Consider the following 22,595-nt stretch of genomic DNA (forward strand, 5'->3'; position numbering starts at 1 on the left):
ATCGCGGGCCGGGCCGGGCCCGGTTCCGGCGTTGCGCTGGGGACTCCAGGAGTGATCACGGCTTCGACGTTACCCGTGCCCGGTGCGCGAACGCCTCGCATTAAGCGAGGTCCGTGAGGTCCAGCACGTGCCATTCGAGGAGCTCGCCCGTCCCGGTGGACCACCACAGCGACTTCGCGTCCGCGCCCGCCTGCCCCGCGCTGGAGGCCACGAGGTACTCCTCGCCGTCCTGCAGGTCGAACAGTGTCACCGTCGTCGCGTCGCCCGCGGCGGCCTGCGACTGCGCGAGCGGCTCGAACCGGTCGATGAGGCCCACGTCCGGGGACACCGCCGATGTGAAGCCCTCCGCGACGGTGACCCGCTCGCTCCCGTCTGGACGGACGAGGTCGATGCGCGAGCCGTCGTCGGCGGTCACGATGAGGCGGCACCACGTCGCCGAGCACAGGGTCAGCTCGTCCGACCCGGAGAACACCTTGACGCCCGCGCCGGTGTCGGTGCGCACCAGCTGCGCCCCGCCGAGCGAGTCGGACCCGGCGCTGGCGAGCCACGGCCACGCGGCGGCCTGCCACGCGCCGCGGTGGCCGACGGTTTCGACGTCGCCGCCGTCGACGCCCACGGACCGGTGCTCGGTGACGAGCGCTTCGCTGCGCGCGGTGGCGAGCCAGTGCAGCCCTTCGGCGGCGAACTGGAGGTCGTAGGCGCTGCCTGCGGTGATCACGTCGCCGGTGTCGGCGGTGAGGAGCCGGGCGCCGCCGGGCCTGCCGTCGGCGCCGCGTTCGGCGGTCCACAGTTCGGAGACGACGCGGCCCTGCTCGTCCGGGACGGACTGCAGCCACGCGATGCGGTCGTCGGTGGCGGCGGCGGCGACCACCCCGGGCACGCCGCCGGGTTCGGCGATCACCGCGATGCTTGCTTCTCCTTCGGCGGGCCGCTCCACATAGAGCAGGCTCCCGGCTTCGTCGGTGCCGAGGAGCGCGGTCGCGCCGGGGGCGGGGTCGTCGAGCGCGGCGAGCGGGGTCCAGGCGCGGCCGTCGATGGTCCCGGGGAGGTCGGCGGGTTCGGCGTCCCAGGTCTCCCACACGGTCGGCGCAGTTTGAGGGACGACGGCGGTCTCGGCGCGGTCGGGGGAGGGCCAGGCGAGCCAGGCGACGGCGAGCACCGCCGCACCGGCGAGCGTGAGCCGTTGCCCGAGGTCGTTCATGGGCCCCTTCGGGTCTAGTCCCGCTCGCGGGACTTGTACAGGTACAGCAGGCCCGCGCCGACGCCCGCGGCGGCCGCGGTCGGCAGGGCGAGCTTCGCGGCGCGGCGGCCGCGGCGGTAGTCGAGGACGGGCCAGCCGTAGTGGCGGGCCTGGCGGGCCAGGCGCGCGTCCGGGTTGACGGCGATGGCGCGGCCCACTTTGCGCAGCATCGGCAGGTCGTTCGCCGAGTCCGAGTAGGCGGTGCACTGCTCGAGGTTGAGGCCGCGTTCGGCCGCGAGCTGGGCGATCCCGTCGGCCTTCGCGGGGCCGTGCATGAGGTCGCCGACGAGGCGGCCGGTGTAGCAGCCGTCCTCGATCTCGGCGATCGTGCCGAGCGCGCCGGTGAGGCCCAGTCGCGAGGCGAGGACCCCGGCGAGCTCGACGGGGCTGGCGGTCACGAGCCACACTTCCTGGTCGGATTCGAGGTGGCGTTCGGCGAGGCGGCGCACGGGCGCGAGGATGCGCGGGGAGATGTCGCGGTCGACGACCTCTTCGCAGAGCTTGCGCATCTCGTCGACCGGGAACCCGGCGACGAGTTCGAGCGCGGAGGACTTCACCGAGGAGATGTGGCCGTGGTTCTCGGCGCCGAACTTGAAGCGGGCCTGCTTCCACGCGAAGCTGAGGATGTCGCGTCCGGAGAGCACGCCGTGCTTGGCGAGGGCGCGGGCGAGCCAGTAGGTGGACGCGCCGTGCATGAGGGTGTTGTCGACGTCGAAGAAGGCGGCGGTGGGGAGGTGGGCGAGTTCGTCGTCGCCCGGAGCGGCGGGTTCGACGACGACGGAATGGGTCAGCGCGGTGCCGCCAGCCCGCACGGTTCGTGGACGGGGTGTGGCGGAGGCGTTGGAGGAAGCCTCGATCTCAGACACTCTAAAAGCCTACAAGCCTCAGGCAGACGCCCTGTAACGCCAGGACGCGAGCCCGGTGAATTTCCAGTGTGGCCCTGGTTATATGGACCCGCTTACGTGCGTTGGGAAGCGCTGCCTCGCATTGGGCGGTTCGTCCCCGGACGCGTCGGGCCGGGACGCCTTTCGGCGTCCCGGCCCGGTACTCCACACCTTCTAGTTCTCGAACAGGTCCGAGATGATCCCGGTGAGTTCGCCCAGGACGTCCTCGTCCTCGGTCTCGCCGGCCGGTTCGCCCGTGGTCGCCGGGTCGGTCGCGCCGCCCGTGGCCGGGTCCGTCTGCGGGTCCGTGCCGCCGCCGCTCGGGTCGCCGCCCGTGGTGGGCTCGGCCTCGCCTTCGGCCTCAGCGCCGGTCTCGCCGCTGCCGGTCTCCGCCGCGCCGGTCTCGGCGCCCTCGGAGCCGCTCGGCTCGACCGGGGCCGTCGCGTCGACGGCGTCCTTCGCGCACGAGCCCGGGATCGGGCCGAGCTCGTCGGTCTCGCCTCCGGACTCGGTGCAGTCCAGCGCGCCGCGCAGCTCCACCGACCGGACCGCTGCGGCTTCGAGCACCGCGACCAGCTCCTCGCCCGCCGTCAGCGCGTCCCCGTCGAGCTCGGCCACGAGGTCTTCGAGGACCCAGCGGTGCTCGTTGGTGAACAGGTCGACGTAGTCGAGCGGGGCGGGCTCGCCGCTCTCGACGGCGATCTCGCCCAGCAGGGCGGTGCCGCTGCGCAGCTCCGACGTCGCGTCGCTCAGGGCGCTCGCCACCGCGGCGTCGTCGCCGACGACCTCGGAGGCCTCCTGGATACGCGTGCGCGCGAACTCCAGGTACAGCTGCGCCCGGCCGAGGTCGTTGCCCGCCAAGGCGAGCTGCGCGCGCTCGGTGGAGCGCTTGACGCCGTACAGCGAGTCGCCTGGCAGGGCGTCGCCCGAGGCCGCGGAGACCCCGGAGACGGCGACGGTGCCGGTGAGCAGGGCCGCGACGATCGCGAGGCGCCTGCCGCCGCGCGGGCGGCGGGGGAACATGTCGTCGAGCACGGGGGCGCGTCTGGTCTCGGGGACGGCGGCGCTGGCGCGGGCGCGGGCGGTGACGCCGATGCCCTCGTCGGCCGCGACGGCCATGAGCCGCCGCCTGGTGGCGTCCTGCCACTGCTGCGACGGCCGGCTCGCGGCCATGAGCTGCTCGCTGAGACCGCCGAGCCGCTCGGTGACGCCGACGAGCTCGGCGAACGCTTCTGCCGCATCTGTGTGCACTGACGCGGCCGTGGTGTCAGCGCTGCGCTGGTGAGGGAGGGAGGGTTCCTCGGAGTCAAGCAGCCGTGCGAATTCCTCCGCGCGGCGGCGCTCCATAGGGTTCAAAGTCACCGGGCACACCCCCTCTCACTGCATGGATCCTGCTCCTGTACTGAGAACAACGCACGAGTAGCCCCTGAGGTTACGGTTCGCCGAGAACCTTGCGACGCGGACCACTTTGTCCGCCTCGCGGCGCGATTCCACGGCGGCATAGGGCCGGTGTGCGGCCCTGACCTGGCAGTGTCGGTCCGGTCGGGAGGGTCCCGGCGGATCGGTGATGACGGGTTCGCGGGTCGGATCCCGCGGAGACGGGTTTTTGTCGGGTTTCCGACAGCAGCCTGAGCCGTCGGAGTATGGAGAGGGAAAGAAGGGATCGGAAACGCCTCGACTCTCAGCCCCGGAAGCCGTCCGGCAGCAGCCGCGCGAGGGTGCGCACGGCCCGGTACTGGAGGGCCTTGACCGCGCCTTCGTTCTTGCCCATGGTGCGGGCGGTCTCGGCGACGGTGAACCCCTGGAGGAACCGCAGGACGATGCACTCCTGCTGGTCGGGGTTGAGCTTCTTGACCGCGGTGAGGAGGGTGGCGTTGGTGAGCTTCTCCAGCGCGGCGGTCTCGGGCGAGGTGGTCGGGTCGGTCTCGGGGGAGTCGGTCCCCAGGACGTCCGGTTTGACGATCTCGAGCCGGTAGCGGCCCGACTTGAAGTGGTCGACGACCAGGTTCCGCGCGATCGTCACCAGCCAGGCCCCGAAGGCCCTGCCCTGCCAGCTGAAGCTGGAGATGCGGCGCAGCGCCCTGAGGAACGTCTCGGAGGCGAGGTCCTCTGCCAGCTGGGCGTTGTTCACGCGGAAGTAGATGTAGCGGTAGACCGTCTCGTTGTAGCGGTCGTAGATCTCGCCGAAGGCGCTCGGGTCGCCGTCCTGGGCGCGCGCCACGAGGTCGGCGACCTCGTCGCCGTCGACCTGGTCGGTGCTCGGGTCGTGCTGGTCGGGTCCGGCCGCCTCGGCGGCCCCGCCCGCGCCGCCGCCGGAGCGCACGTGGTGCTGCTCGGCGGTGCCGGTGTCGAGGCTCAGGACCGTCCACACGGCCTGCCGGAGCCGCTCGAAGGTCGGGGCCGGCAGCCGCGTCAGGGCCGTGAGGACGGCGCCGCCGTTCAAGTAGGTGCCGTTCGCGTAGGGGGCGAAGTCTGCGTAGAGCATCGTGCGGTTCGCGTAGGGCGACACCATTGCTGGTGCAATACCGGGCACTAGTGGCCTCCTCGTGTGAGGGGTCGGGCCGAGTCATGCGATCGGGTCCCGCAGGGACTGACCCGCCTGAGTCTAGAAATCAGGAAGCCCGCCGACGCGTATTTGCGTTCGGCGTGTCGCGTTCGGTGACGGCTTGACTGCGGGCGATGTCGGCGCTCGCCCGGCGCACCGACGTACCCTTCTTCGCGGGGGCGGAATCCCACCATTACCTCCCCAAATGTTTGGAGGTCCGCGTTCGCGGACCGGTTCTGGCTCAATAGTGATCGAGGAATGACGGAGGGTGTCGCACAGACTGTGCGATCTTCTGGTTCAGGGAGGGAGCAGGGTGAACAGGCTGACGCTGCTGACTACAAGGGATTGCCACCTGTGCGGCGCCGCGCGCGCCGACCTCGACCGCGTGGCGCGCGGCGCGGGCCTGGACTGGACGGAGGTCGACGTCGCCGACGACGCTGCGTTGGCGCGCGAATACGGCGACCGGCTCCCCGTGGTGCTGCTCGACGGCCGCGAGCACAGCTACTGGGACGTCGACGTGCCGCGCCTCGAGCGCGATCTCGAGGCCTCCTCGAATTCGTGACGCCGCGCGCACCGAGGACGACGCGCCGAAAAACCCCGATTTACGGGCATTGCCGGATTTTTAGGGCAAGATCACATCGAACGGCGGCTCGCCGGGAATCACCGGGCTTCGGTACAGCTGGGCTCCGCCCAGTGTTACGGGGGTGTACCGCACCGGTCCCGCGAGCCGCCGAGCCGCGTCCTGCGCCGTTAGCGTCGCCTGTGCGAGTTCCCGCACGGTCCTTCTCCTAAGCTGGGTTGCGCGCCGGTGAACGGCGGCGCGGAACTAGCGGACCTGGAGTTCCACCATTGACGACCACCGGCGAAGGCACCGACCACCGGGCCCCCAGCGGCCCTCCCGCGGCGGCCGCCGACCTCCCGGCCGCGACGGTCAGGCGCCTGCCCGAGTACCTGCGGGCGCTCAGCTCGCTGGGGGAGTCCGGCGTCGAGACCGTCTCCTCTGAGATCCTCGCGGCCGCCACCGGCGTCAACTCCGCGATGCTCCGCAAGGACCTCTCCCAGCTCGGGGCCTCCGGAATGCGCGGCGTCGGCTACAACGTGGCCGCCCTCGCCGCCTACATCGCCGGTGTGCTCGGACTCACGAAAGACTCCCGCGTCGCCATCATCGGCCTGGGCCACCTGGGCCAGGCGCTGGCCAGATACCCCGGGTTCTCCGAACGGGGGTTCGACATCGTTGGCCTCTTCGACGCCGACCCGGGCATCATTGGGAGGGACCTGGACGGGATCCGGGTGCGCGACGTGGCGCTCCTGACCGCCGCGGTACGTGACGAGGGCATCAACATAGGGGTCATCGCCACACCGGGCGCGGCCGCCCAACACGTGGCCGACCTACTCGTAGATGCTGGTGTCACAAGCATTCTCAACTTCGCGCCATGTGTGCTCGCCGTGCCGCAGGGCGTGGCGGTCCGCAAGGTCGACCTGGCCGTCGAGCTGCAGATCCTCTCCTTCCACGAACACCACAAGACGCTCGGGAATGTGAACGTCAAGAGACGGGACCGGTGAAGTGAACCTCCTGGTAGTCGGCATCTCGCACCGCAGTGCCGCGGTCGAGACCCTGGAACGGCTCGCGGTGGGCCCCGAGGCCGCCGCCGACCTCTCGCGCGCGCTGCTGCGCGGTGGCGAGGTCCGCGAAGCCGTCGTGCTCTCGACCTGCAACCGCGTCGAGGTCTACGCCACCGCCGCCACCTTCCACGGGGGCCTCTCCGCGATCGTCGACGAGCTCCACCGCGTCTGGGGCCTCGGCGACGCCGAATCCGAGCTCGACTTCGCCTCCTGCGGGTACGTGCGCCACGGCGCCGACGCCGCCGCCCACGCCTTCCGCGTCGCCGCCGGACTCGACTCGATGGTCGCCGGCGAGCCCCAGATCCTCGGCCAGCTGCGCGACGCCTACGAGACCGCCCGTGAAGCCGACCAGGTCGGCCGCCACCTGCACGAACTGTTCCAGCAGGCCCTGCGCGTCGGCAAGCGGATCCACGCCGAGACCGACGTGGACGCCGCCGCGCCCTCGGTCGTCACCGCCGCCCTCGACCTCGCCGAGCGCAAGCTCGCCGAAGCCGGGTTCTTCGGCCTCGCCCAGGCCCGCGCCGCCGTCGTCGGCGCCGGGGCCATGGGCAGCCTCGCCACCGCGACCCTCGCCCGCTCGGGCGTCAAATCCCTCAAGGTCGCCAACCGCGACCGCGACAAGGCCGAACGCCTCGCCGCCGTCTGGGACGCCGAGACCGCCGCCTACGACGACCTCGCTTCCCTTGCCGCGCAAGTGGACCTGCTCGTCTGCGCGACCGCCTCCCCCGAGCCGGTCCTGCGCGCCGCGCACCTGGCGGGCCGCACCGCCCCGCTCGTCGTCTGCGACCTCGCCCTGCCCAAGGACGTCGCCGAAGAGGTCTCCCGGCTCGACGGCGTGCACGTCGTCGACATCGCCGAGATCCAGCGCGCCGACGCCGCCGGAGCCGCCGCCGACACCCTCGCCGAAGTCGAGGCCCTCCTCGCCGAGGAGATCGCGGCCTACAACGAGGCCCTGCGCGCCGACGCCGTCACCCCCACCGTCGCCGCCCTGCGCTCAGTGGCCGCCGACATCGTCGACGCCGAGCTCGCCCGCGTCGCCCGCCGCGGCGACTTCACCGACGACCAGCGCGCCGAGGTCGCCCGCACCGTCCACCGCGTCGTGCAGCGCCTCCTCCACGAGCCCACCGTGCGCGTGCGCGAACTCGCCGGCCAGCCCGGCGCGCCCGACTACGCCCGCGCCCTGCGCGACCTGTTCGCGCTCGACGCCGCCCAGGTCGCCGAGCCGCAGACCGGCGACCTCGCCGACGCGCTCAAGATCAACCCCGTCGCGGCCGACACGCCCGACGGGACCCTCGGCACTGCCCCACCGCAGCCCGGAGCGCCTTCGCCGCACCGGCCTTAAGAAGGGAAACCACCTGTGATCCGAGTCGGGACCAGGGGATCGAAGCTGGCGCTCGCGCAGAGCGGCATGATCGCGGACGAGATCGCGCGCCTCTCGGGGGAGCAGGTCGAACTCGTCGAGATCAAGACCACAGGAGACGGCACCACCGTTCCCGTCGCCCAGCTCGGCGTCGGCGTCTTCGTCAACCAGCTGCGCGAGGCGCTGGAGCGCGAGGAGATCGACATCGCCGTCCACTCATACAAAGACCTGCCCACGGCCCAGCCCGAGCACCTCGTCATCGCGGTGCCCCCGCGCGCCGACCCGCGCGACGTCCTCGTCGCCTCCGGCGGCCGCACCCTCGCCGACCTGGGCCCGGGCGCGCGGATCGGCACCGGCTCGCCCCGGCGCATCGCGCAGCTCAACGCCATGGGACGCGGCTTCGAATGCGTCCCGATCCGCGGCAACATCGACACGCGCATCGGCCGCATCCACGACGACCTCGATGGGGTGATCCTCGCCGCGGCGGGCATCGGCCGCATCGGACGCCAGGCGGAGATCACGGAATACCTGGACCCGCTAGTGATGCTTCCCGCCCCAGCACAAGGGGCATTGGCGGTCGAATGCCGCAAAGCCGACATGACATCTGCGCGGATCTCAAGTAAGCTCAACGACCGGTACGCACAGGCCGCCGTCGCCGCCGAACGCGCCCTTCTCCAACGACTCGAAGCCGGATGCAGCGCTCCCGTCGCCGCACTCGCCGATGTCGCCGAAGGCGCCTCACCGGACGAGGTCGACCTGTATCTGCGGGGGGCCGTCGGTGCCGAGGACGGTTCCGTCATCGAGCGGCTCTCGACCACCGCCGCTCTCCCCGACACAGGCGATGCGGGCGCCGCCGAACTGGCCGCCCGTGCCGCCGCCGTGGGGCGGGCGCTGGCCGACGACCTCCTCGAGGCCGGCGCCGAGCAACTATTGAAGAAGCTTTAGACGACTGTTGATGGAGAGAACATGACCAGTGCCCGTAAGCCGGTGGGCCGTGTGCGTTTCGTCGGGACCGGCCCAGGCGACCCGGGACTGCTGACCAAGCGCGCCCTCGACGCGATCCGCGAGGCCGACCGGGTCTACTACGACCGGTCGCTCCCGCAGTCGCTCATCGAGACCGCCAAGGAGCTCAACGGCGACGACTCGAGGATCAAGCTCATCGAGTCCTCCCCGGGCGACCAGGGCAAGCTCATGGCCGCCGCGGCGCGCGAGGGCGAGAACATCGCCCGCCTCATCGTCGGCGACGCGTACCCGAACCGGCTCGCGAAGGCCGAGATCAAGGCCGCCAGCGCCGAGCAGGCCCGCTTCGAGGTCATCCCGGGCATGAGCCACGCGCAGGCCGTCGCCGTGTACGCGGGCATGCCTCCGGGGGAGATCCGCACGGTCATCGACATCGACGACATCGCCTCGATCGAGCCGCTCATGATCGCCGACGCGATCAAGCGCGGCAGCCTCACCGTCACCGCCGACGTCTCGGACCTGTCGTCCTTGCGCGACATCCTGCTCGCGGGCGGCGTCTCGGGCGAGACGGCCGTGGCCGTCACGGGCGACGCGACCGGCGAGACCGAGTACACCACCACGTCCTCTGTGGACACGTTCGTGGAGGCGGCCCTCGGCTACGCCGGGCAGGTCGTGCTCACCATCGGCCCCGGCGTCGACGACCGCCACGAGCTCGCCTGGTGGGAGGGCCGCCCGCTCTACGGCTGGAAGGTCCTCATCCCGCGCACGAAGGAGCAGGCGGGCATCATGTCCGAGCGCCTGCGCGCCTACGGCGCCATCCCGTGCGAGGTCCCGACCATCGCCGTCGAGCCGCCGCGCACGCCCGCCCAGATGGAGCGGGCCATCAAGGGCCTCGTCGACGGCCGCTACGCGTGGATCGTCTTCACCAGCCAGAACTCGGTGAAGGCCATCTGGGAGAAGTTCAAGGAGCACGGCCTCGACGCGCGCGCCTTCGGCGGCCTGCGCATCGCCTGCATCGGCGAGGCCACCGCGAACGCGGTGCGCGAGTTCGGCATCGAGCCCGAGCTCATCCCCACCGGCCAGCAGTCCTCCGAGGGCCTCCTCGAGGTGTTCCCGCCGCACGACCCGATCCTCGACATGGTCGGCCGGGTCCTGCTGCCGCGCGCCGACATCGCGACCGAGACCCTCGTGTCGGGCCTGACCGAGCGCGGCTGGGAGGTCGACGACGTCACCGCCTACCGCACCGTGCGCGCCTCGCCGCCCGCCGCGGACATCCGCGACGCCATCAAGTCCGGCGGCTTCGACGCGGTACTCTTCACCTCGTCGTCCACTGTGCGCAACCTCGTCGGCATCGCCGGCAAGCCGCACCAGCGCACCGTCGTCGCGTGCATCGGCCCGGCCACCGCGGACACCGCGACCGAGTTCGGCCTGCGCGTGGACGCCAAGCCCGACAACGCCTCCGTGCCGGACCTCATCGAGGCCCTCGCGGAGTACGCCATGGAGCTGAAGCAGCGCCTGGCCGAAGGCCCCATCAAGACCCGCCGGGGCCAGAAGATCCAGGGCCCGACCGCCCTGAGGTTCCGCTAGCTACGCAAAGGAAGTGGTCGCAGTGCCGAACAGTCCCGAGTTCCCGGTCATCCGCCCTCGGAGGCTGCGACGCACTGCGGCCCTTCGCCGTCTCGTGGCCGAAACGCGCGTCCACCCCGCGGACCTGGTCCTGCCGGTGTTCGTCAAGGAAGGCCTGACCGAGCCGGTCGAGATCGCCTCCATGCCGGGCGTCCACCAGCACTCGGTGGACTCGGTGCGCAAGCTCGCGGTCGAGGCCGCGCGGGCCGGGATCGGCGGGCTCATGCCCTTCGGCATCCCGCTCGTGCGCGACGCGATCGGTTCGGCCGCAACCGATCCGGACGGCATCCTCAACGTCGCCACGCGGGCGATCCGCGAGGAGGTCGGCGACGACCTCGTCGTCATCCCCGACCTGTGCCTCGACGAGTTCACCGACCACGGCCACTGCGGCGTGCTCCGCCCCGACGGCACTGTGGACAACGACGCGTCGCTCGTGCGCTACGGCGAGATGGGCCTGGCCCTCGCCGAAGCGGGCGCGGACCTGCTCGGCGCCTCCGGGATGATGGACGGCCAGATCGGCTACGTCCGTGTGGCCCTTGACGAAGCGGGCCACACCGACACCGGCCTGCTCGCCTACGCCGCGAAGTACGCCAGCGCGTTCTACGGCCCGTTCCGCGACGCGGTCGAATCCCAGTTGCAGGGCGACCGCCGCACCTACCAGCAGGACAACGCGAACGTCACCGAAGCGCTCCACGAGATCGACCTCGATATCCAGCAGGGCGCCGACATCGTCATGGTCAAGCCCGCGCTCCCGTACCTCGACATCGTCAAGGCCGCGGCCGAGCGCAGCCCGGTTCCCGTTGCCGCGTACCACATCAGCGGCGAATACGCCCAGATCGTGGCGGCCGCCGAACGCGGCTGGATCGACCGCAACGCCGCCGTCCTCGAATCCCTCACCAGCATCAAACGAGCCGGAGCGGGCGTCATCGCCACCTACGCGGCCCTGGAAGCGGCAGCCCTCCTCCGCTAGCTCGCCGTGTTGCGCGCGCGTGGCCGCGAAGCTGCTCGATACCGTGGCGGAGTGGACGAGGACTGCGGCGACCTGACGATCGATATGCCCGACGGGTTGTATGAGCGCCTGAGGGCTCACGCCGAATGGCACTCGATGTCCCCGGAGGCGTTCGTCCGCGCGCTCATCGAGAAGGTCGCGACTGGTCGGCCTACGCTGCCGCGTTGACCATGACCGGTTCGGGGTGGAGCCTGATGCCGAAGGCGTCCTCGACGCCGTCGGCCACCTCGGCTGCGAGGCCCAAGAGGTCCCTCGCGCTCGCGCCGCCCCGATTCGTGAGGGCCAGGGTGTGCTTCGTCGAGAGGCTGACCGGCCCCCGCCGATGGCCCTTCTCGAAGCCCGCGGCTCCGATGAGCCAGGCCGCCGATACCTTGACGCGGTCGTCGCCCGCGGGCCAGTGCGGGGGTTCGCCTCCGGCCCGCTCGGCGACCTCGTGGAGGTCTTCGGCGCTGATGATCGGGTTGGTGAAGAACGAACCCGCGCTCCAGGTGTCGTGGTCGCCCTCGTCCAGGACCATGCCCTTGCCCCTGCGGAGGGCGATGACCGTCTCGCGCGCGTCGCTCAGCGGCACCCGGTCGCCCACGTCCACGCCCAAGCGCCTCGCCAACTCGGCGTAGGCGATCGGCTGGGACTCGCCCGTCGCCTCGAGCCGGAAGTCGACGCTCAGGACCAGGTACCGGTCCGAGTGCTTGAAGACGCTGTGGCGGTACGCGAACCCGCATTCGGCGGGGGACCAGTCGCGGACCTCGTCGGCCTCGCGGTCCCAGACCCGCACCGACTCGATGGTGTTCGCGACCTCCTGGCCGTACGCGCCCACGTTCTGGATCGGGGTCGCGCCCGCCGAACCGGGGATGCCGCTCAGGCACTCCACCCCTGAGAAGCCGTTCGCGACGGTCCACGCCACGAACTCGTCCCACACGTGCCCGGCCTGGACCCGGACCAGCCCTTCGCCGACCGTTTCGACCCCCTCGCCGCGCAGGAGCACGACCGTGCCGTCGAAGCCCCCGTCGCCGATCACCACGTTCGAACCGCCCGCCAGGACCAGCGTCGGCCCCTCCGCCGCGCGCAGGATCCCGACCGCCTCCTCGGAGGAGGAGGCCTCGATCAGCTCGCGCGCCGGACCTCCTATCCTCAGCGTCGTGTACTCGCTGAGGGATTTGCCCGGAATCGGGCCGTTCGAGACCTGCTCGCTCGTTGGGCTGGCGTGTGTCACACCCGAAAGCCTAAGCTTTACGCAGGCTACGAGGAACGGCGGTCACCATGGCTAAGCTGCGCATCACCGACTACCTCACCGAGTTGAAGACCGAGGCCGCGGGCCTGCGCTCGGCGTGCGGACCAGGCGTCCTCGACCGCGTCGCCCCCTCCCGCCCCGACTCCACCGTCGGCGGCATCCTCCTCGAGCTCGCCCGCGAGTACCGCTGGGCCGTCGAAGCCCTCTTCACCCGCCCCGCAGAGGACCAGGACCTACCGCAGCCGCCGCCCGCGACCGCCCAGGGCGCCGCCATCCTCGACGTGTTCGACCAGTCCCTCGCCGCCGTCCTCGACGCGATCGAGGCCCGCGGCGCCGACTCGCCCGCGTGGACGTGGGCGCCCGTGGAGTGGCGCGCCGAGTTCTGGCACCGCCGGGTCGCCGTCGCCACCGGAATGGCCCGCTGGGACGTGCAGATGGCCGTCGGCGCGACCGCGCCCGTCCCCGCCGCGCTCGCCTCCGAGGCGATCACCGAAGTGTTCGAGGCGTTCCTGCCGGTCGGCGCCCGCCGCGGCGCGCACCCGGAGGCCTCGGGCCTCGTGCAGCTGTTCGCCCAAGACGCGGACGCGACCTGGTTCGTGCGCCTGCGCGGCGGCCGCGTCGCGCTGCTCGACCAGCCCGACTCGCGCACCGAGCTGCAGGCCCGCGCGGCGGGCTCGGCCTCGGACATCGCGCTGGCCCTGTGGGGCCGCCTGCCGTTCGGGATCTGCGACGTGGCCGGGGACGAGGGCCTGCTGCAGGCCCTGCGCGTCGAATAACGTTTCGGTAAACCTTCGAGGGAAACCGGACAAACGTTCGGCTGCCACTTGGCAAAGGCATTCCCCCGCGGCTAGGCTCACCTCACGACCGCACGGTGCTGCGCATCACGCGGTCGTGATCGCAGCGCAGGGTCGCGCCGCCCCGGCGAAGTCCCCGCTCTGTGATGCGACAACCGCCTTTTACCACGGATCGTCTGGCACGTACCTGCCAGGAAAAGGACTGAACATCATGGCAACAGTGACGTACGCGGGTGCCTCGCGCATCTACCCGGGCACCGAGAAGCCCGCCGTCGACAAGCTCAACATCGAGATCCAGGACGGCGAATTCCTCGTCCTCGTCGGCCCCTCCGGCTGTGGCAAGTCCACCTCGCTCCGGATGCTCGCCGGCCTCGAAGAGGTCGACGAAGGCTCGATCTTCATCAACGACACCGACGTGTCGAACCTCCCCCCGAAGTCCCGCGACATCGCGATGGTCTTCCAGAACTACGCGCTCTACCCGCACATGTCCGTCTTCGACAACATGGCGTTCGCCCTCAAGCTGCGCCGCATGCCGAAGGCCGAGATCAAGCAGCGCGTGGAAGAGGCCGCGAAGCTCCTCGACCTCACCGACTACCTCGGCCGCAAGCCGAAGGCCCTCTCCGGCGGCCAGCGCCAGCGCGTCGCCATGGGCCGCGCGATCGTGCGCGAGCCGCAGGTGTTCCTCATGGACGAGCCGCTGTCGAACCTCGACGCCAAGCTCCGCGTCCAGACCCGTTCGCAGATCGCCTCGCTCCAGAAGCGCCTGGGCATCACCACCGTCTACGTCACCCACGACCAGGTCGAGGCGCTGACGATGGGCCACCGCATCGCGGTCATGAAGGACGGCCTGCTGCAGCAGTGCGACACCCCGCGCACCCTGTACGACAAGCCGAAGAACACCTTCGTCGCGGGCTTCATCGGCTCCCCGGCCATGAACCTGAAGACCGTGTCCCTGACCGAGGCCGGCGGCCTCTTCGGCGACGTGACCCTCCCGCTCTCGCGCGAGGTCCGCGACGCCGCGACCCAGGACGGCGGCGACAAGCAGGTCACCATCGGCATCCGCCCCGAGCACTGCAAGCTCGGCTCGGAGACCTCCGGCGGCATCCCGATCGAGGTCGACCTCGTCGAGGAGCTCGGCTCGGAGGCCTACGTGTACGGCCACGCCGCGTACAACGGCTCCTCGGAGCGGTTCGTCGTCCGCACCGAGTCGGCCAACGTCCCGCGTCTGGCCGAGACCGTGTACGTCGTCCCGGAGCCGGGCCACGAGCACGTCTTCCACGCCACCACGGGCGAGCGCCTGAACTAGTGCTCTCGGGTCCCATCGGGGTCCGTTAGCAGGTCAAGACCGTAGGGGTCGTGCTTCGGCACGACCCCTTTCGCGTGCATCGGGCTCGTGTCCGAGCCGAAACGCGGCCGCAACGGAGCGGGCGCTACGGTATGAGTATGGCCACCCTCACTCCCCGTAGGCCACGGGTCGAAGGCGCCGACGGTTTCACCGTCGGCACCGGGTTCCACCGCGCCCTCGACGACGGCCGCCTCGAGTGCACCGTCTGCCCGCGCGCCTGCCGCCTGCGCGAGGGCCAGCGCGGGCTGTGCTTCGTGCGCGCCCGCCGGGGCGACCAGATCGTGCTCACCTCGTACGGGCGCTCCTCGGGGTTCTGCATCGATCCGATCGAGAAGAAGCCCCTCAACCACTTCCTGCCCGGGACGCCGGTGCTGTCGTTCGGCACTGCCGGGTGCAACCTCGCCTGCCGGTTCTGCCAGAACTGGGACATCTCCAAGTCCCGCGAGATCGACACGCTCAGTTCGGAAGCCGAGCCCGAGACGCTCGCCACGACGGCGAAACGCCTGGGCTGCAGGTCGATCGCGTTCACCTACAATGACCCTACGGTGTTCCTCGAATACGCTGCGGACTGCGCCGACGCGGCCCGCGAGGCCGGGCTCAAGGCGGTCGCGGTCTCGGCGGGGTACATCAGACCCGAAGCGCGACAAGAACTCTACGCGCACATGGACGCCGCGAACATCGACCTCAAGGCGTTCACCGAGGAGTTCTACCGCAAGATCGCGTTCGCTTCACTGAGGACAGTCCTCGACACACTCGAATACCTGGTGCACGAGACCGACGTGTGGACCGAGATCACCACGCTCCTGATCCCGGGCCACAACGACTCCGACGGCGAGATCGCCGCCGAATGCGCATGGATCGCCGAGCAGCTCGGCACCGACGTGCCGCTGCACTTCACCGCGTTCCACCCGGACTTCAAGATGCGCGACGTGCCGCCGACCCCGGTCGCGACACTCCGCCGGGCCAGGCGGATCGCGCACGACGCGGGGCTCCGGTACGTCTACACCGGCAACGTGCACGACCCCGAAGGCCAGACCACGGTCTGCGCGGACTGTGGCGAAGCCCTCATAGTGCGTGATTGGTACCGAATTGACCGGTATGCAGTGTCGGATAGCGGACAGTGCGGCCGTTGCGGCGCGGCCGTTCCCGGAGTTTTCGACGGACCGGCGGGAGACTGGGGTCCCAAGCGGCAACCGATCCGCATAGCCCCGCCGTCAACCAGACGAGCACCGGCACACGAACATACGGCTCACCGACCAGAGCCTTCACACCGACCATAGGAACCACCACCGGAAGACCTGCGATGCCTTCGATCAAATCAGACACCGTACGGCCCGCTGCCGTCGCCGGAGCCTTCTACCCGGCCGACCCCGGGCTGCTCCGCGCCGACATCGAGCGGCTCATCGACGCCGTGGGACCCGTGAGCGAACCGCTCGCGGCCGCCTACATCGCGCCGCACGCCGGCTACCGCTACTCCGGACCCGTCGCCGCCCAGGTCTACGCCCGCCTGGCCGCCCACCGCGGCCGCGTCAAACGCGTCGTCCTCGTCGGCCCCTCCCACCACTACCCGCTCCGCGGGCACGCCGCCGCGCCCTACGCGCGCTGGGCGACCCCGCTCGGCGAGGTCGCGGTCGCGGCCACCAACGTGGTCGGCTCCTCGCGCCTGCCGCACGAGGCCGAGCACTCGCTCGAGGTGCAGCTGCCGTTCCTGCAGGTCGCACTCGGACCCGACATCGAGGTCACGCCCGTCGCGTTCGGCATGAGCCAGTCCCCGGACGGCGCGCGCCTCATCGCCGCGCTCCGCGAGGAGGCGGGCGAGGACTCCGTCATCGTCTGCTCCACGGACCTGTCGCACTACCACGACCAGGCGACCGCCGAGCGGATCGACGCCGCGACGGCCGAGGCCATCCGCAGCCTGCGGCCGCGCGAGATCGCGTCGCAGCACGCCTGCGGGGTGTTCGCCCTGCGCGCGACGCTCGCCTGGGCCGACGCCACCGGCCGTCGCCCGCGCCAGCTCGCCCTGGCCACGTCGGCCGACACGGCGGGCACGCCCGACCGCGTCGTCGGCTACCCGGCCTTCGCGATCGAGAGCGCCATCTGCGCCGAATAGGTTTCGCATTTCCGGGCATGTCGGACCCCTGTGGGAGCATCGTCTTATTTCACATGGTGGTCGGAGGTGGATGCGGGTGGGAAGGGGCGTGCCCTATAGCCCGGGCCGTCTCGCGGGCCGCGAGGGCGGTGTGACACGGCGCGATGAGGGGAAACTCGCATGCTGACCGGCTCGGGCGACATCTACCCTTGAGGGCGTGACCGAGCACGAGCAGAACACCGACAGCGGCGACGACCTTCCCGAGCAGATGCAGATCCGGCGCGAGAAGCGCGCCGCCCTCCTCGCCGAAGGCAAGGAGCCCTACGCGCTCGGCTACCCGCGCACCCACACCCTCGCCGAGCTCCGCGAGCAGTTCGCGGGCCTCTCCGAGGACGGCGAGGCCTCCGGCGTCACCGTCGGCACCACCGGACGGGTGATCTTCGTGCGCACCGGCGGGAAGCTCTGCTTCGCCCGCCTGCGCGACGGCGACGGCGCCGAGTTCCAGGTGATGATCTCCCTCGCCCAGGTCGGCGAGCAGGCCCTCGCCGACTGGAAGCGCCTGGTCGACATCGGCGACCACATCGGCGTCACCGGCGAGGTCATCACCTCCAAGCGCGGCGAGCTGTCGGTCATGGCCGACTCGTTCCAGATCACCGGCAAGGCCCTGCGCCCCCTGCCCGTGGCCCACAAGCCGCTCGCCGAGGAGACGCGCGTGCGCCAGCGCTACGTCGACCTCATCGTCCGCCCGGAGGCGCGCGCGAACGCCCGCAACCGCGCGAAGGTCGTGCGCTCGCTGCGCGACCAGCTCGACGGCCGCGACTTCGTCGAGGTCGAGACCCCGATGATGCAGGTGCAGCCGGGCGGGGCGACCGCGCGCCCGTTCGTGACGCACATGAACGCGTACGACATCGACCTGTACATGCGCATCGCCCCCGAGCTCTATCTGAAAAGGTGCGTCGTCGGCGGCATCGACCGCGTATTCGAGATCAACCGGAACTTCCGCAACGAGGGCGCCGACTCGTCGCATTCGCCGGAGTTCGCGATGCTGGAGGCCTATCAGGCCTACGGCGACTACCGCACCATCGCGGGCTTGACGAAGTCGCTCATTCAAGGCGCGGCGCGTTCGGTGTTCGGCTCCGAGACCGTCGAACTCGCGGACGGCACCCAGTACGATCTCGGCGGCGAGTGGGCCGAGATCACCCTCTTCGGGTCCCTTTCCGAAGCGCTCGGAGAAACAGTGACCGTGGACACCCCGCTCGAGACGCTGCGGGTTTACGCGGAGAAAGTCGAACTCGGCGTCGACCCGAAGTGGGGCGCCGGGAAACTCGCGGAGGAATTGTTCGAGCTGCTGGTCTCCGACCACATCACGGCGCCGACCTTCGTGTTCGACTACCCGGAGGAGACCTCCCCGCTCACGCGCGGTCACCGCACCACTCCCGGACTCACCGAGAAATGGGACCTGTACATCCGCGGCTTCGAACTCGCCACCGGCTATTCGGAGCTGATCGACCCGGTCATCCAGCGCGAGCGCCTGGAGGCGCAGGCCAGACTGGCCGCGAAGGGCGACGACGAGGCGATGGGCGTCGACGAGGACTTCCTCCGCGCGATGGAGTACGGCCTCCCGCCGCTGTGCGGCATGGGCATGGGAATCGACCGGTTGCTTATGGCGCTCACCGGACTCGGTATCCGAGAGACCATCCTCTTCCCGCTGGTGAAACCCGAATAGCAAAGCCAAAGGAACCGCGCCGGATGGCCGCCCCATTTCTCGGGGCGCCTCCGGCGCGGTCCCTTTTCGCCCGGATCGGGGGCGACTCGGCCCCATAAAAGCAGCCAGGTGACCTGGACGGTAGCCGCGTATTCACAAATCGACTGCTCCACCCTCTTTCCCTTCGCTAATGGACTCGTATATGCTCTGGCACTAGCAGGACGGTTGTACCGGCAGCGCTAGTCGCTACAGTTCGAGAGGAATTTGCCATGGCGAAGAAGACACAGGTCATCCTGATCGACGATATCGACGGCAGCAAGGCTGAGGAGACCGTCAAATTCGCTATCGACGGGCAGGCCTACGAGATCGACCTCTCGGCGGGACACGCCAAGGAACTGCGCGACGCTCTGGAGAAGTTCCAGGAGGCCGGCACCCGACTCGGCCGTTACAGCCTGGGCGCACCGCGCGGCCCGGTCCGCGGCGCCGTCGCCCCGCGCCGCCAGACCGTGGACCGCGAGCAGAACAAGGCCATCCGCGAGTGGGCCGAGCGCAGCGGCAAGCGCGTCTCGCCCCGCGGGCGCATCCCGCAGGCGATCGTCGAGGAATACAACGCCGCGCACAACTAGTCAGCCCTCCGGCGAACCGACTTCGATGCCCGCTCCCCCTCAGGGGAGCGGGTATTTCGCGTCAAGCGAACAGAGGAAGGGAAACGGGGCGGCGTTCCGTTGTTCGGGACGGCGAGTCGACCGGGTGTCGTACCCGTCCGGCACCATTGGATTGCCGCCCCGGAGCGGCGGGTATTGCGCTCACAGCGAACCTGTTATCACCGGGAATGGTCGAAGGGGCACGCTTGTTGTCACCCACGTGGCACCCGTCGTCCGCAGACCCGGGAGATAAGGTGTACCCACAGGGTTTTGCAAGCCACGACCAGTAACGACGACAAGTAGCGGCGGACGCGAGGAGCAGAAGCGCATGTTTGAACGGTTTACGGACCGTGCCCGACGCGTGGTCGTCTTGGCTCAAGAAGAAGCCAGGATGCTCAACCACAACTACATCGGCACGGAACACATCCTGCTCGGCCTCATCCACGAGGGCGAGGGCGTGGCGGCGAAGGCCCTGGAGAGCCTGGGCATCTCCCTCGAAGGCGTCCGCCAGCAGGTCGAGGAGATCATCGGCCAGGGCCAGCAGGCCCCGTCCGGGCACATCCCCTTCACCCCGCGGGCGAAGAAGGTGCTGGAGCTGAGCCTGCGCGAGGCGCTGCAGCTGGGCCACAACTACATCGGCACCGAGCACATCCTGCTCGGCCTCATCCGCGAGGGCGAGGGCGTGGCCGCCCAGGTCCTCATCAAGCTCGGCGCGGACCTCAACCGCGTGCGCCAGCAGGTCCTGCAGCTCCTGTCGGGCTACCAGGGCAAGGAGCCCGCGGGCGCGACCGCCGGCGGCACCTCCCAGGAGGCGCAGCAGTCCGGTTCGCTCGTGCTCGACCAGTTCGGCCGCAACCTGACGCAGTCCGCGCGCGACGGCAAGCTCGACCCCGTGATCGGGCGCCAGCGCGAGATCGAACGCGTCATGCAGGTCTTGAGCCGCCGCACCAAGAACAACCCGGTGCTCATCGGCGAGCCCGGCGTCGGCAAGACCGCCGCCGTCGAGGGCCTGGCGCAGGCCATCAACAAGGGCGAGGTCCCCGAGACGCTGAAGGACAAGCAGCTGTACACGCTTGACCTGGGCGCGCTGGTGGCCGGTTCGCGCTACCGCGGCGACTTCGAGGAGCGCCTGAAGAAGGTCCTCAAGGAGATCAAGACCCGCGGCGACATCATCCTGTTCATCGACGAGATCCACACGCTCGTCGGGGCGGGCGCGGCCGAGGGCGCGATCGACGCGGCCTCGATCCTCAAGCCCATGCTGGCCCGCGGCGAGCTGCAGACGATCGGCGCGACCACGCTCGACGAGTACCGCAAGTACCTCGAGAAGGACGCCGCGCTCGAGCGCCGCTTCCAGCCGATCCAGGTGGCCGAGCCGTCGCTGGCGCACACCATCGAGATCCTCAAGGGCCTGCGGGACCGCTACGAGGCGCACCACCGCGTGTCCATCACGGACGGCGCCCTGGTGCAGGCGGCGACGCTCGCCGACCGGTACATCTCGGACCGCTTCCTGCCGGACAAGGCGATCGACCTCATCGACGAGGCGGGCGCGCGCATGCGCATCCGCCGGATGACCGCACCGCCGGACCTGCGCGAGATCGACGAGGAGATCGCCGAGACGCGCCGCCAGAAGGAGTCGGCGATCGACGCCCAGGACTTCGAGGCCGCCGCGCGCCTGCGCGACACCGAGAAGCGCCTCCACGAGAAGCGCGCCAAGCGCGAGCAGGAGTGGAAGGCCGGCGACCTGGACCAGGTCACCGAGGTCGACGAGGAGATGATCTCCGAGGTCCTCGCGAACTGGACCGGCATCCCGGTCTACAAGCTGACCGAGGAGGAGACCTCCCGCCTGCTGCGCATGGAGGAGGAGCTCCACAAGCGCATCATCGGCCAGGAGGACGCGGTCAAGGCCGTCTCCAAGGCGATCCGCCGTACTCGCGCCGGGCTCAAGGACCCGAAGCGCCCGTCGGGCTCGTTCATCTTCGCCGGCCCGTCCGGTGTGGGCAAGACCGAGCTGGCGAAGGCGCTCGCGGAGTTCCTGTTCGGCTCCGAGGACTCGCTGATCCAGCTGGACATGTCCGAGTTCCACGACCGGTACACGGTGTCGCGCCTCGTCGGCGCGCCTCCCGGGTACGTCGGGTACGACGAGGGCGGGCAGCTCACCGAGAAGGTGCGCCGCAAGCCGTTCTCGGTGGTCCTGTTCGACGAGATCGAGAAGGCCCACCCGGACGTGTTCAACACGCTCCTGCAGATCCTCGAGGACGGGCGTCTGACGGACGGCCAGGGCCGCATCGTGGACTTCAAGAACACGGTGCTGATCCTGACGACGAACCTCGGCACGAAGGACGTCGGCAAGGCCGTGTCGCTGGGCTTCCAGGCGGACGCGTCCGAGGGCGGCGACTACGACCGGATGAAGGAGAAGGTCTCGGAGGAGCTGAAGAACCACTTCCGCCCCGAGTTCCTGAACCGCATCGACGACACGATCGTGTTCCCGAAGCACACGCAGGAGGCGATCGTCGCGATCGTCGACCTCATGGTCAAGCGCATCGAGGACCAGCTCGCGAACCGCGACATGGCCCTGGAGCTCACGGACAACGCGAAGCTGTACCTGGGCCACAAGGGCTACGACCCGGTCATGGGCGCGCGGCCGCTGCGTCGCACGATCCAGCGCGAGATCGAGGACACGCTCTCGGAGAAGATCCTCTTCAACGAGTTCACGGCGGGTCAGATCGTGATCGTGGACGTCGACGGGGACCCGAAGGACGTCGAGAAGACGCACCTGACGTTCCGCGGCGCCGACAAGCCCGCGGGCGTGCCGGACACGCCTCCGGCCGAGCTCGCCGGCGAGCGGGCCCCGAAGAGCCCGGGTGCGGGCACGGGGACCATGCCGCCGAAGAGCCCGGGCGCCGGGCCGCGCGGCGGCCAGGTCGGCCAGGGCGGCGCCGCCTAGCGGCACTGCCGTAAGACGATGAACGGGGCGGGACCGAAAGGTCCCGCCCCGTTCATCGTCCCCGGCCCGCCCCAGCGCCGAGCACTGCCCGCGTCCGCCTTCGGGCACGAAAAAAGCCGGAGCGGGTGCTCCGGCTTCCTTCTCTCGCCAGTGGCGGAGGATAGGGGATTCGAACCCCTGAGAGCTTTCACTCAACACGCTTTCCAAGCGTGCGCACTAGGCCACTATGCGAATCCTCCGCAGAGCACTTTACTGGACGCTCCGAACGCCCGCCAAGCGGGTTCCCTGGGGTGACCTGCGTTGCACTGCGCACGCTCGGAAAGCGTGTCGAGTCGTGACGCCGGCGACCGTGAGGGCGCTCCCGGTTCGGCAACGGCGGCGGAGTGCGGTAGTCTGTTCCCCGTCTCCCATGCGGCGTCATCTTGTGAACCTCCCCAGGGCCGGAAGGCAGCAAGGATAAGCGGGCTCTGTCGGGTGCGTGGGAGACCCAGCCGCCTTAGCTCAGTCGGCAGAGCGTGTTACTCGTAATAACAAGGTCGACGGTTCGATTCCGTCAGGCGGCTCCAACACGAAAGGCCCCGGCTCCGGCCGGGGCC

General features: G+C 70.3%; 18 protein-coding genes, 2 tRNA genes, 1 other RNA gene and 1 pseudogene. 16 read left to right on the forward strand and 6 right to left on the reverse strand.

Features of this window, described 5'->3' with window-relative positions:
* Positions 1 to 100 precede the first annotated feature (100 nt).
* The 4 genes from ACGGCP_RS17550 to ACGGCP_RS17565 form a co-directional block, all read right to left on the reverse strand.
* Positions 101 to 1,201 (reverse strand): hypothetical protein, encoded by a 1,101-nt coding sequence (locus ACGGCP_RS17550; protein ID WP_392967331.1) that lies wholly within the window; start codon positions 1,199 to 1,201, stop codon positions 101 to 103.
* A gap of 14 nt (positions 1,202 to 1,215) precedes the next feature.
* On the reverse strand, positions 1,216 to 2,106 hold the full coding sequence (locus ACGGCP_RS17555) for an HAD family hydrolase (RefSeq protein WP_392967333.1): 891 nt from the start codon (positions 2,104 to 2,106) through the stop codon (positions 1,216 to 1,218).
* Between the two features lie 192 nt (positions 2,107 to 2,298).
* Positions 2,299 to 3,375 (reverse strand): DUF5667 domain-containing protein, encoded by a 1,077-nt coding sequence (locus ACGGCP_RS17560; RefSeq protein ID WP_392967335.1) that lies wholly within the window; start codon positions 3,373 to 3,375, stop codon positions 2,299 to 2,301.
* 430 nt (positions 3,376 to 3,805) lie between these two features.
* Entirely contained in the window at positions 3,806 to 4,609 is an 804-nt protein-coding gene (locus tag ACGGCP_RS17565; RefSeq protein ID WP_392968025.1) for a sigma-70 family RNA polymerase sigma factor, read from the reverse strand.
* Between the two features lie 373 nt (positions 4,610 to 4,982).
* On the opposite strand from ACGGCP_RS17565, the gene ACGGCP_RS17570 reads away from it, so the two are divergent.
* The 7 genes from ACGGCP_RS17570 (at position 4,983) to ACGGCP_RS17600 (ending at position 11,415) form a co-directional block, all read left to right on the forward strand.
* Entirely contained in the window at positions 4,983 to 5,231 is a 249-nt protein-coding gene (locus ACGGCP_RS17570; RefSeq protein WP_392967337.1) for a glutaredoxin family protein, read from the forward strand.
* A 287-nt stretch (positions 5,232 to 5,518) separates the two neighbouring features.
* Entirely contained in the window at positions 5,519 to 6,232 is a 714-nt protein-coding gene (locus ACGGCP_RS17575; RefSeq protein ID WP_392967339.1) for a redox-sensing transcriptional repressor Rex, read from the forward strand.
* 1 nt (position 6,233) lies between these two features.
* Positions 6,234 to 7,634: a glutamyl-tRNA reductase gene (locus tag ACGGCP_RS17580; RefSeq protein ID WP_392967341.1), complete on the forward strand. Its 1,401-nt coding sequence runs from the start codon at positions 6,234 to 6,236 to the stop codon at positions 7,632 to 7,634.
* Between the two features lie 15 nt (positions 7,635 to 7,649).
* Complete coding sequence (gene hemC / locus ACGGCP_RS17585) at positions 7,650 to 8,597, forward strand: hydroxymethylbilane synthase (protein WP_392967343.1); 948 nt, start codon at positions 7,650 to 7,652, stop codon at positions 8,595 to 8,597.
* Positions 8,598 to 8,618: 21 nt separating this feature from the next.
* Positions 8,619 to 10,199: a uroporphyrinogen-III synthase gene (locus tag ACGGCP_RS17590; RefSeq protein WP_392967345.1), complete on the forward strand. Its 1,581-nt coding sequence runs from the start codon at positions 8,619 to 8,621 to the stop codon at positions 10,197 to 10,199.
* A gap of 22 nt (positions 10,200 to 10,221) precedes the next feature.
* Entirely contained in the window at positions 10,222 to 11,208 is a 987-nt protein-coding gene (hemB, locus tag ACGGCP_RS17595; protein WP_392967347.1) for a porphobilinogen synthase, read from the forward strand.
* A gap of 51 nt (positions 11,209 to 11,259) precedes the next feature.
* Positions 11,260 to 11,415 carry a hypothetical protein gene (locus ACGGCP_RS17600; RefSeq protein WP_392967349.1) on the forward strand — a complete coding sequence of 52 codons (156 nt, stop codon included), beginning with the start codon at positions 11,260 to 11,262 and terminating at the stop codon, positions 11,413 to 11,415.
* Here the strand turns inward: ACGGCP_RS17600 and ACGGCP_RS17605 are convergent.
* Positions 11,399 to 12,460 (reverse strand): UDP-N-acetylmuramate dehydrogenase, encoded by a 1,062-nt coding sequence (locus ACGGCP_RS17605; RefSeq protein WP_392967350.1) that lies wholly within the window; start codon positions 12,458 to 12,460, stop codon positions 11,399 to 11,401. The two genes, ACGGCP_RS17600 and ACGGCP_RS17605, sit on opposite strands and share 17 nt — an antisense overlap.
* Before the next feature lie 47 nt (positions 12,461 to 12,507).
* Between ACGGCP_RS17605 and ACGGCP_RS17610 the strand changes: the two genes are divergently transcribed.
* From ACGGCP_RS17610 to ACGGCP_RS17640, 7 genes and pseudogenes are all read left to right on the forward strand, one after another.
* Positions 12,508 to 13,254, forward strand: coding sequence for a hypothetical protein (locus tag ACGGCP_RS17610; RefSeq protein WP_392967352.1), 747 nt, complete (start codon positions 12,508 to 12,510; stop codon positions 13,252 to 13,254).
* 229 nt (positions 13,255 to 13,483) lie between these two features.
* Positions 13,484 to 14,578: an ABC transporter ATP-binding protein gene (locus tag ACGGCP_RS17615; RefSeq protein WP_392967354.1), complete on the forward strand. Its 1,095-nt coding sequence runs from the start codon at positions 13,484 to 13,486 to the stop codon at positions 14,576 to 14,578.
* Between the two features lie 131 nt (positions 14,579 to 14,709).
* Entirely contained in the window at positions 14,710 to 15,897 is a 1,188-nt protein-coding gene (gene amrS / locus ACGGCP_RS17620; RefSeq protein ID WP_392967356.1) for an AmmeMemoRadiSam system radical SAM enzyme, read from the forward strand.
* 23 nt (positions 15,898 to 15,920) lie between these two features.
* Positions 15,921 to 16,727 (forward strand): AmmeMemoRadiSam system protein B, encoded by an 807-nt coding sequence (amrB, locus tag ACGGCP_RS17625; RefSeq protein WP_392967358.1) that lies wholly within the window; start codon positions 15,921 to 15,923, stop codon positions 16,725 to 16,727.
* A 247-nt stretch (positions 16,728 to 16,974) separates the two neighbouring features.
* Entirely contained in the window at positions 16,975 to 18,432 is a 1,458-nt protein-coding gene (gene lysS / locus ACGGCP_RS17630; RefSeq protein WP_392968027.1) for a lysine--tRNA ligase, read from the forward strand.
* Between the two features lie 248 nt (positions 18,433 to 18,680).
* Positions 18,681 to 19,037 (forward strand): Lsr2 family protein, encoded by a 357-nt coding sequence (locus tag ACGGCP_RS17635; RefSeq protein WP_208498769.1) that lies wholly within the window; start codon positions 18,681 to 18,683, stop codon positions 19,035 to 19,037.
* Positions 19,038 to 19,383: 346 nt separating this feature from the next.
* Positions 19,384 to 21,894, forward strand: a pseudogene (locus tag ACGGCP_RS17640) (ATP-dependent Clp protease ATP-binding subunit); the annotation flags it as partial.
* A gap of 256 nt (positions 21,895 to 22,150) precedes the next feature.
* Here ACGGCP_RS17640 and ACGGCP_RS17645 read toward each other — a convergent pair.
* Positions 22,151 to 22,238, reverse strand: a tRNA-Ser gene (locus tag ACGGCP_RS17645).
* Positions 22,239 to 22,398: 160 nt separating this feature from the next.
* On the opposite strand from ACGGCP_RS17645, the gene ffs reads away from it, so the two are divergent.
* Positions 22,399 to 22,492: signal recognition particle sRNA small type (ffs, locus tag ACGGCP_RS17650), an RNA gene on the forward strand.
* A tRNA-Thr gene (locus ACGGCP_RS17655) sits at positions 22,490 to 22,565 on the forward strand. Before ffs ends, ACGGCP_RS17655 begins: the two co-directional genes overlap by 3 nt.
* Positions 22,566 to 22,595: the final 30 nt, after the last annotated feature.

The organism is Glycomyces sp. NPDC048151, assembly GCF_043202775.1.
GTDB lineage: Bacteria > Actinomycetota > Actinomycetes > Mycobacteriales > Micromonosporaceae > Glycomyces.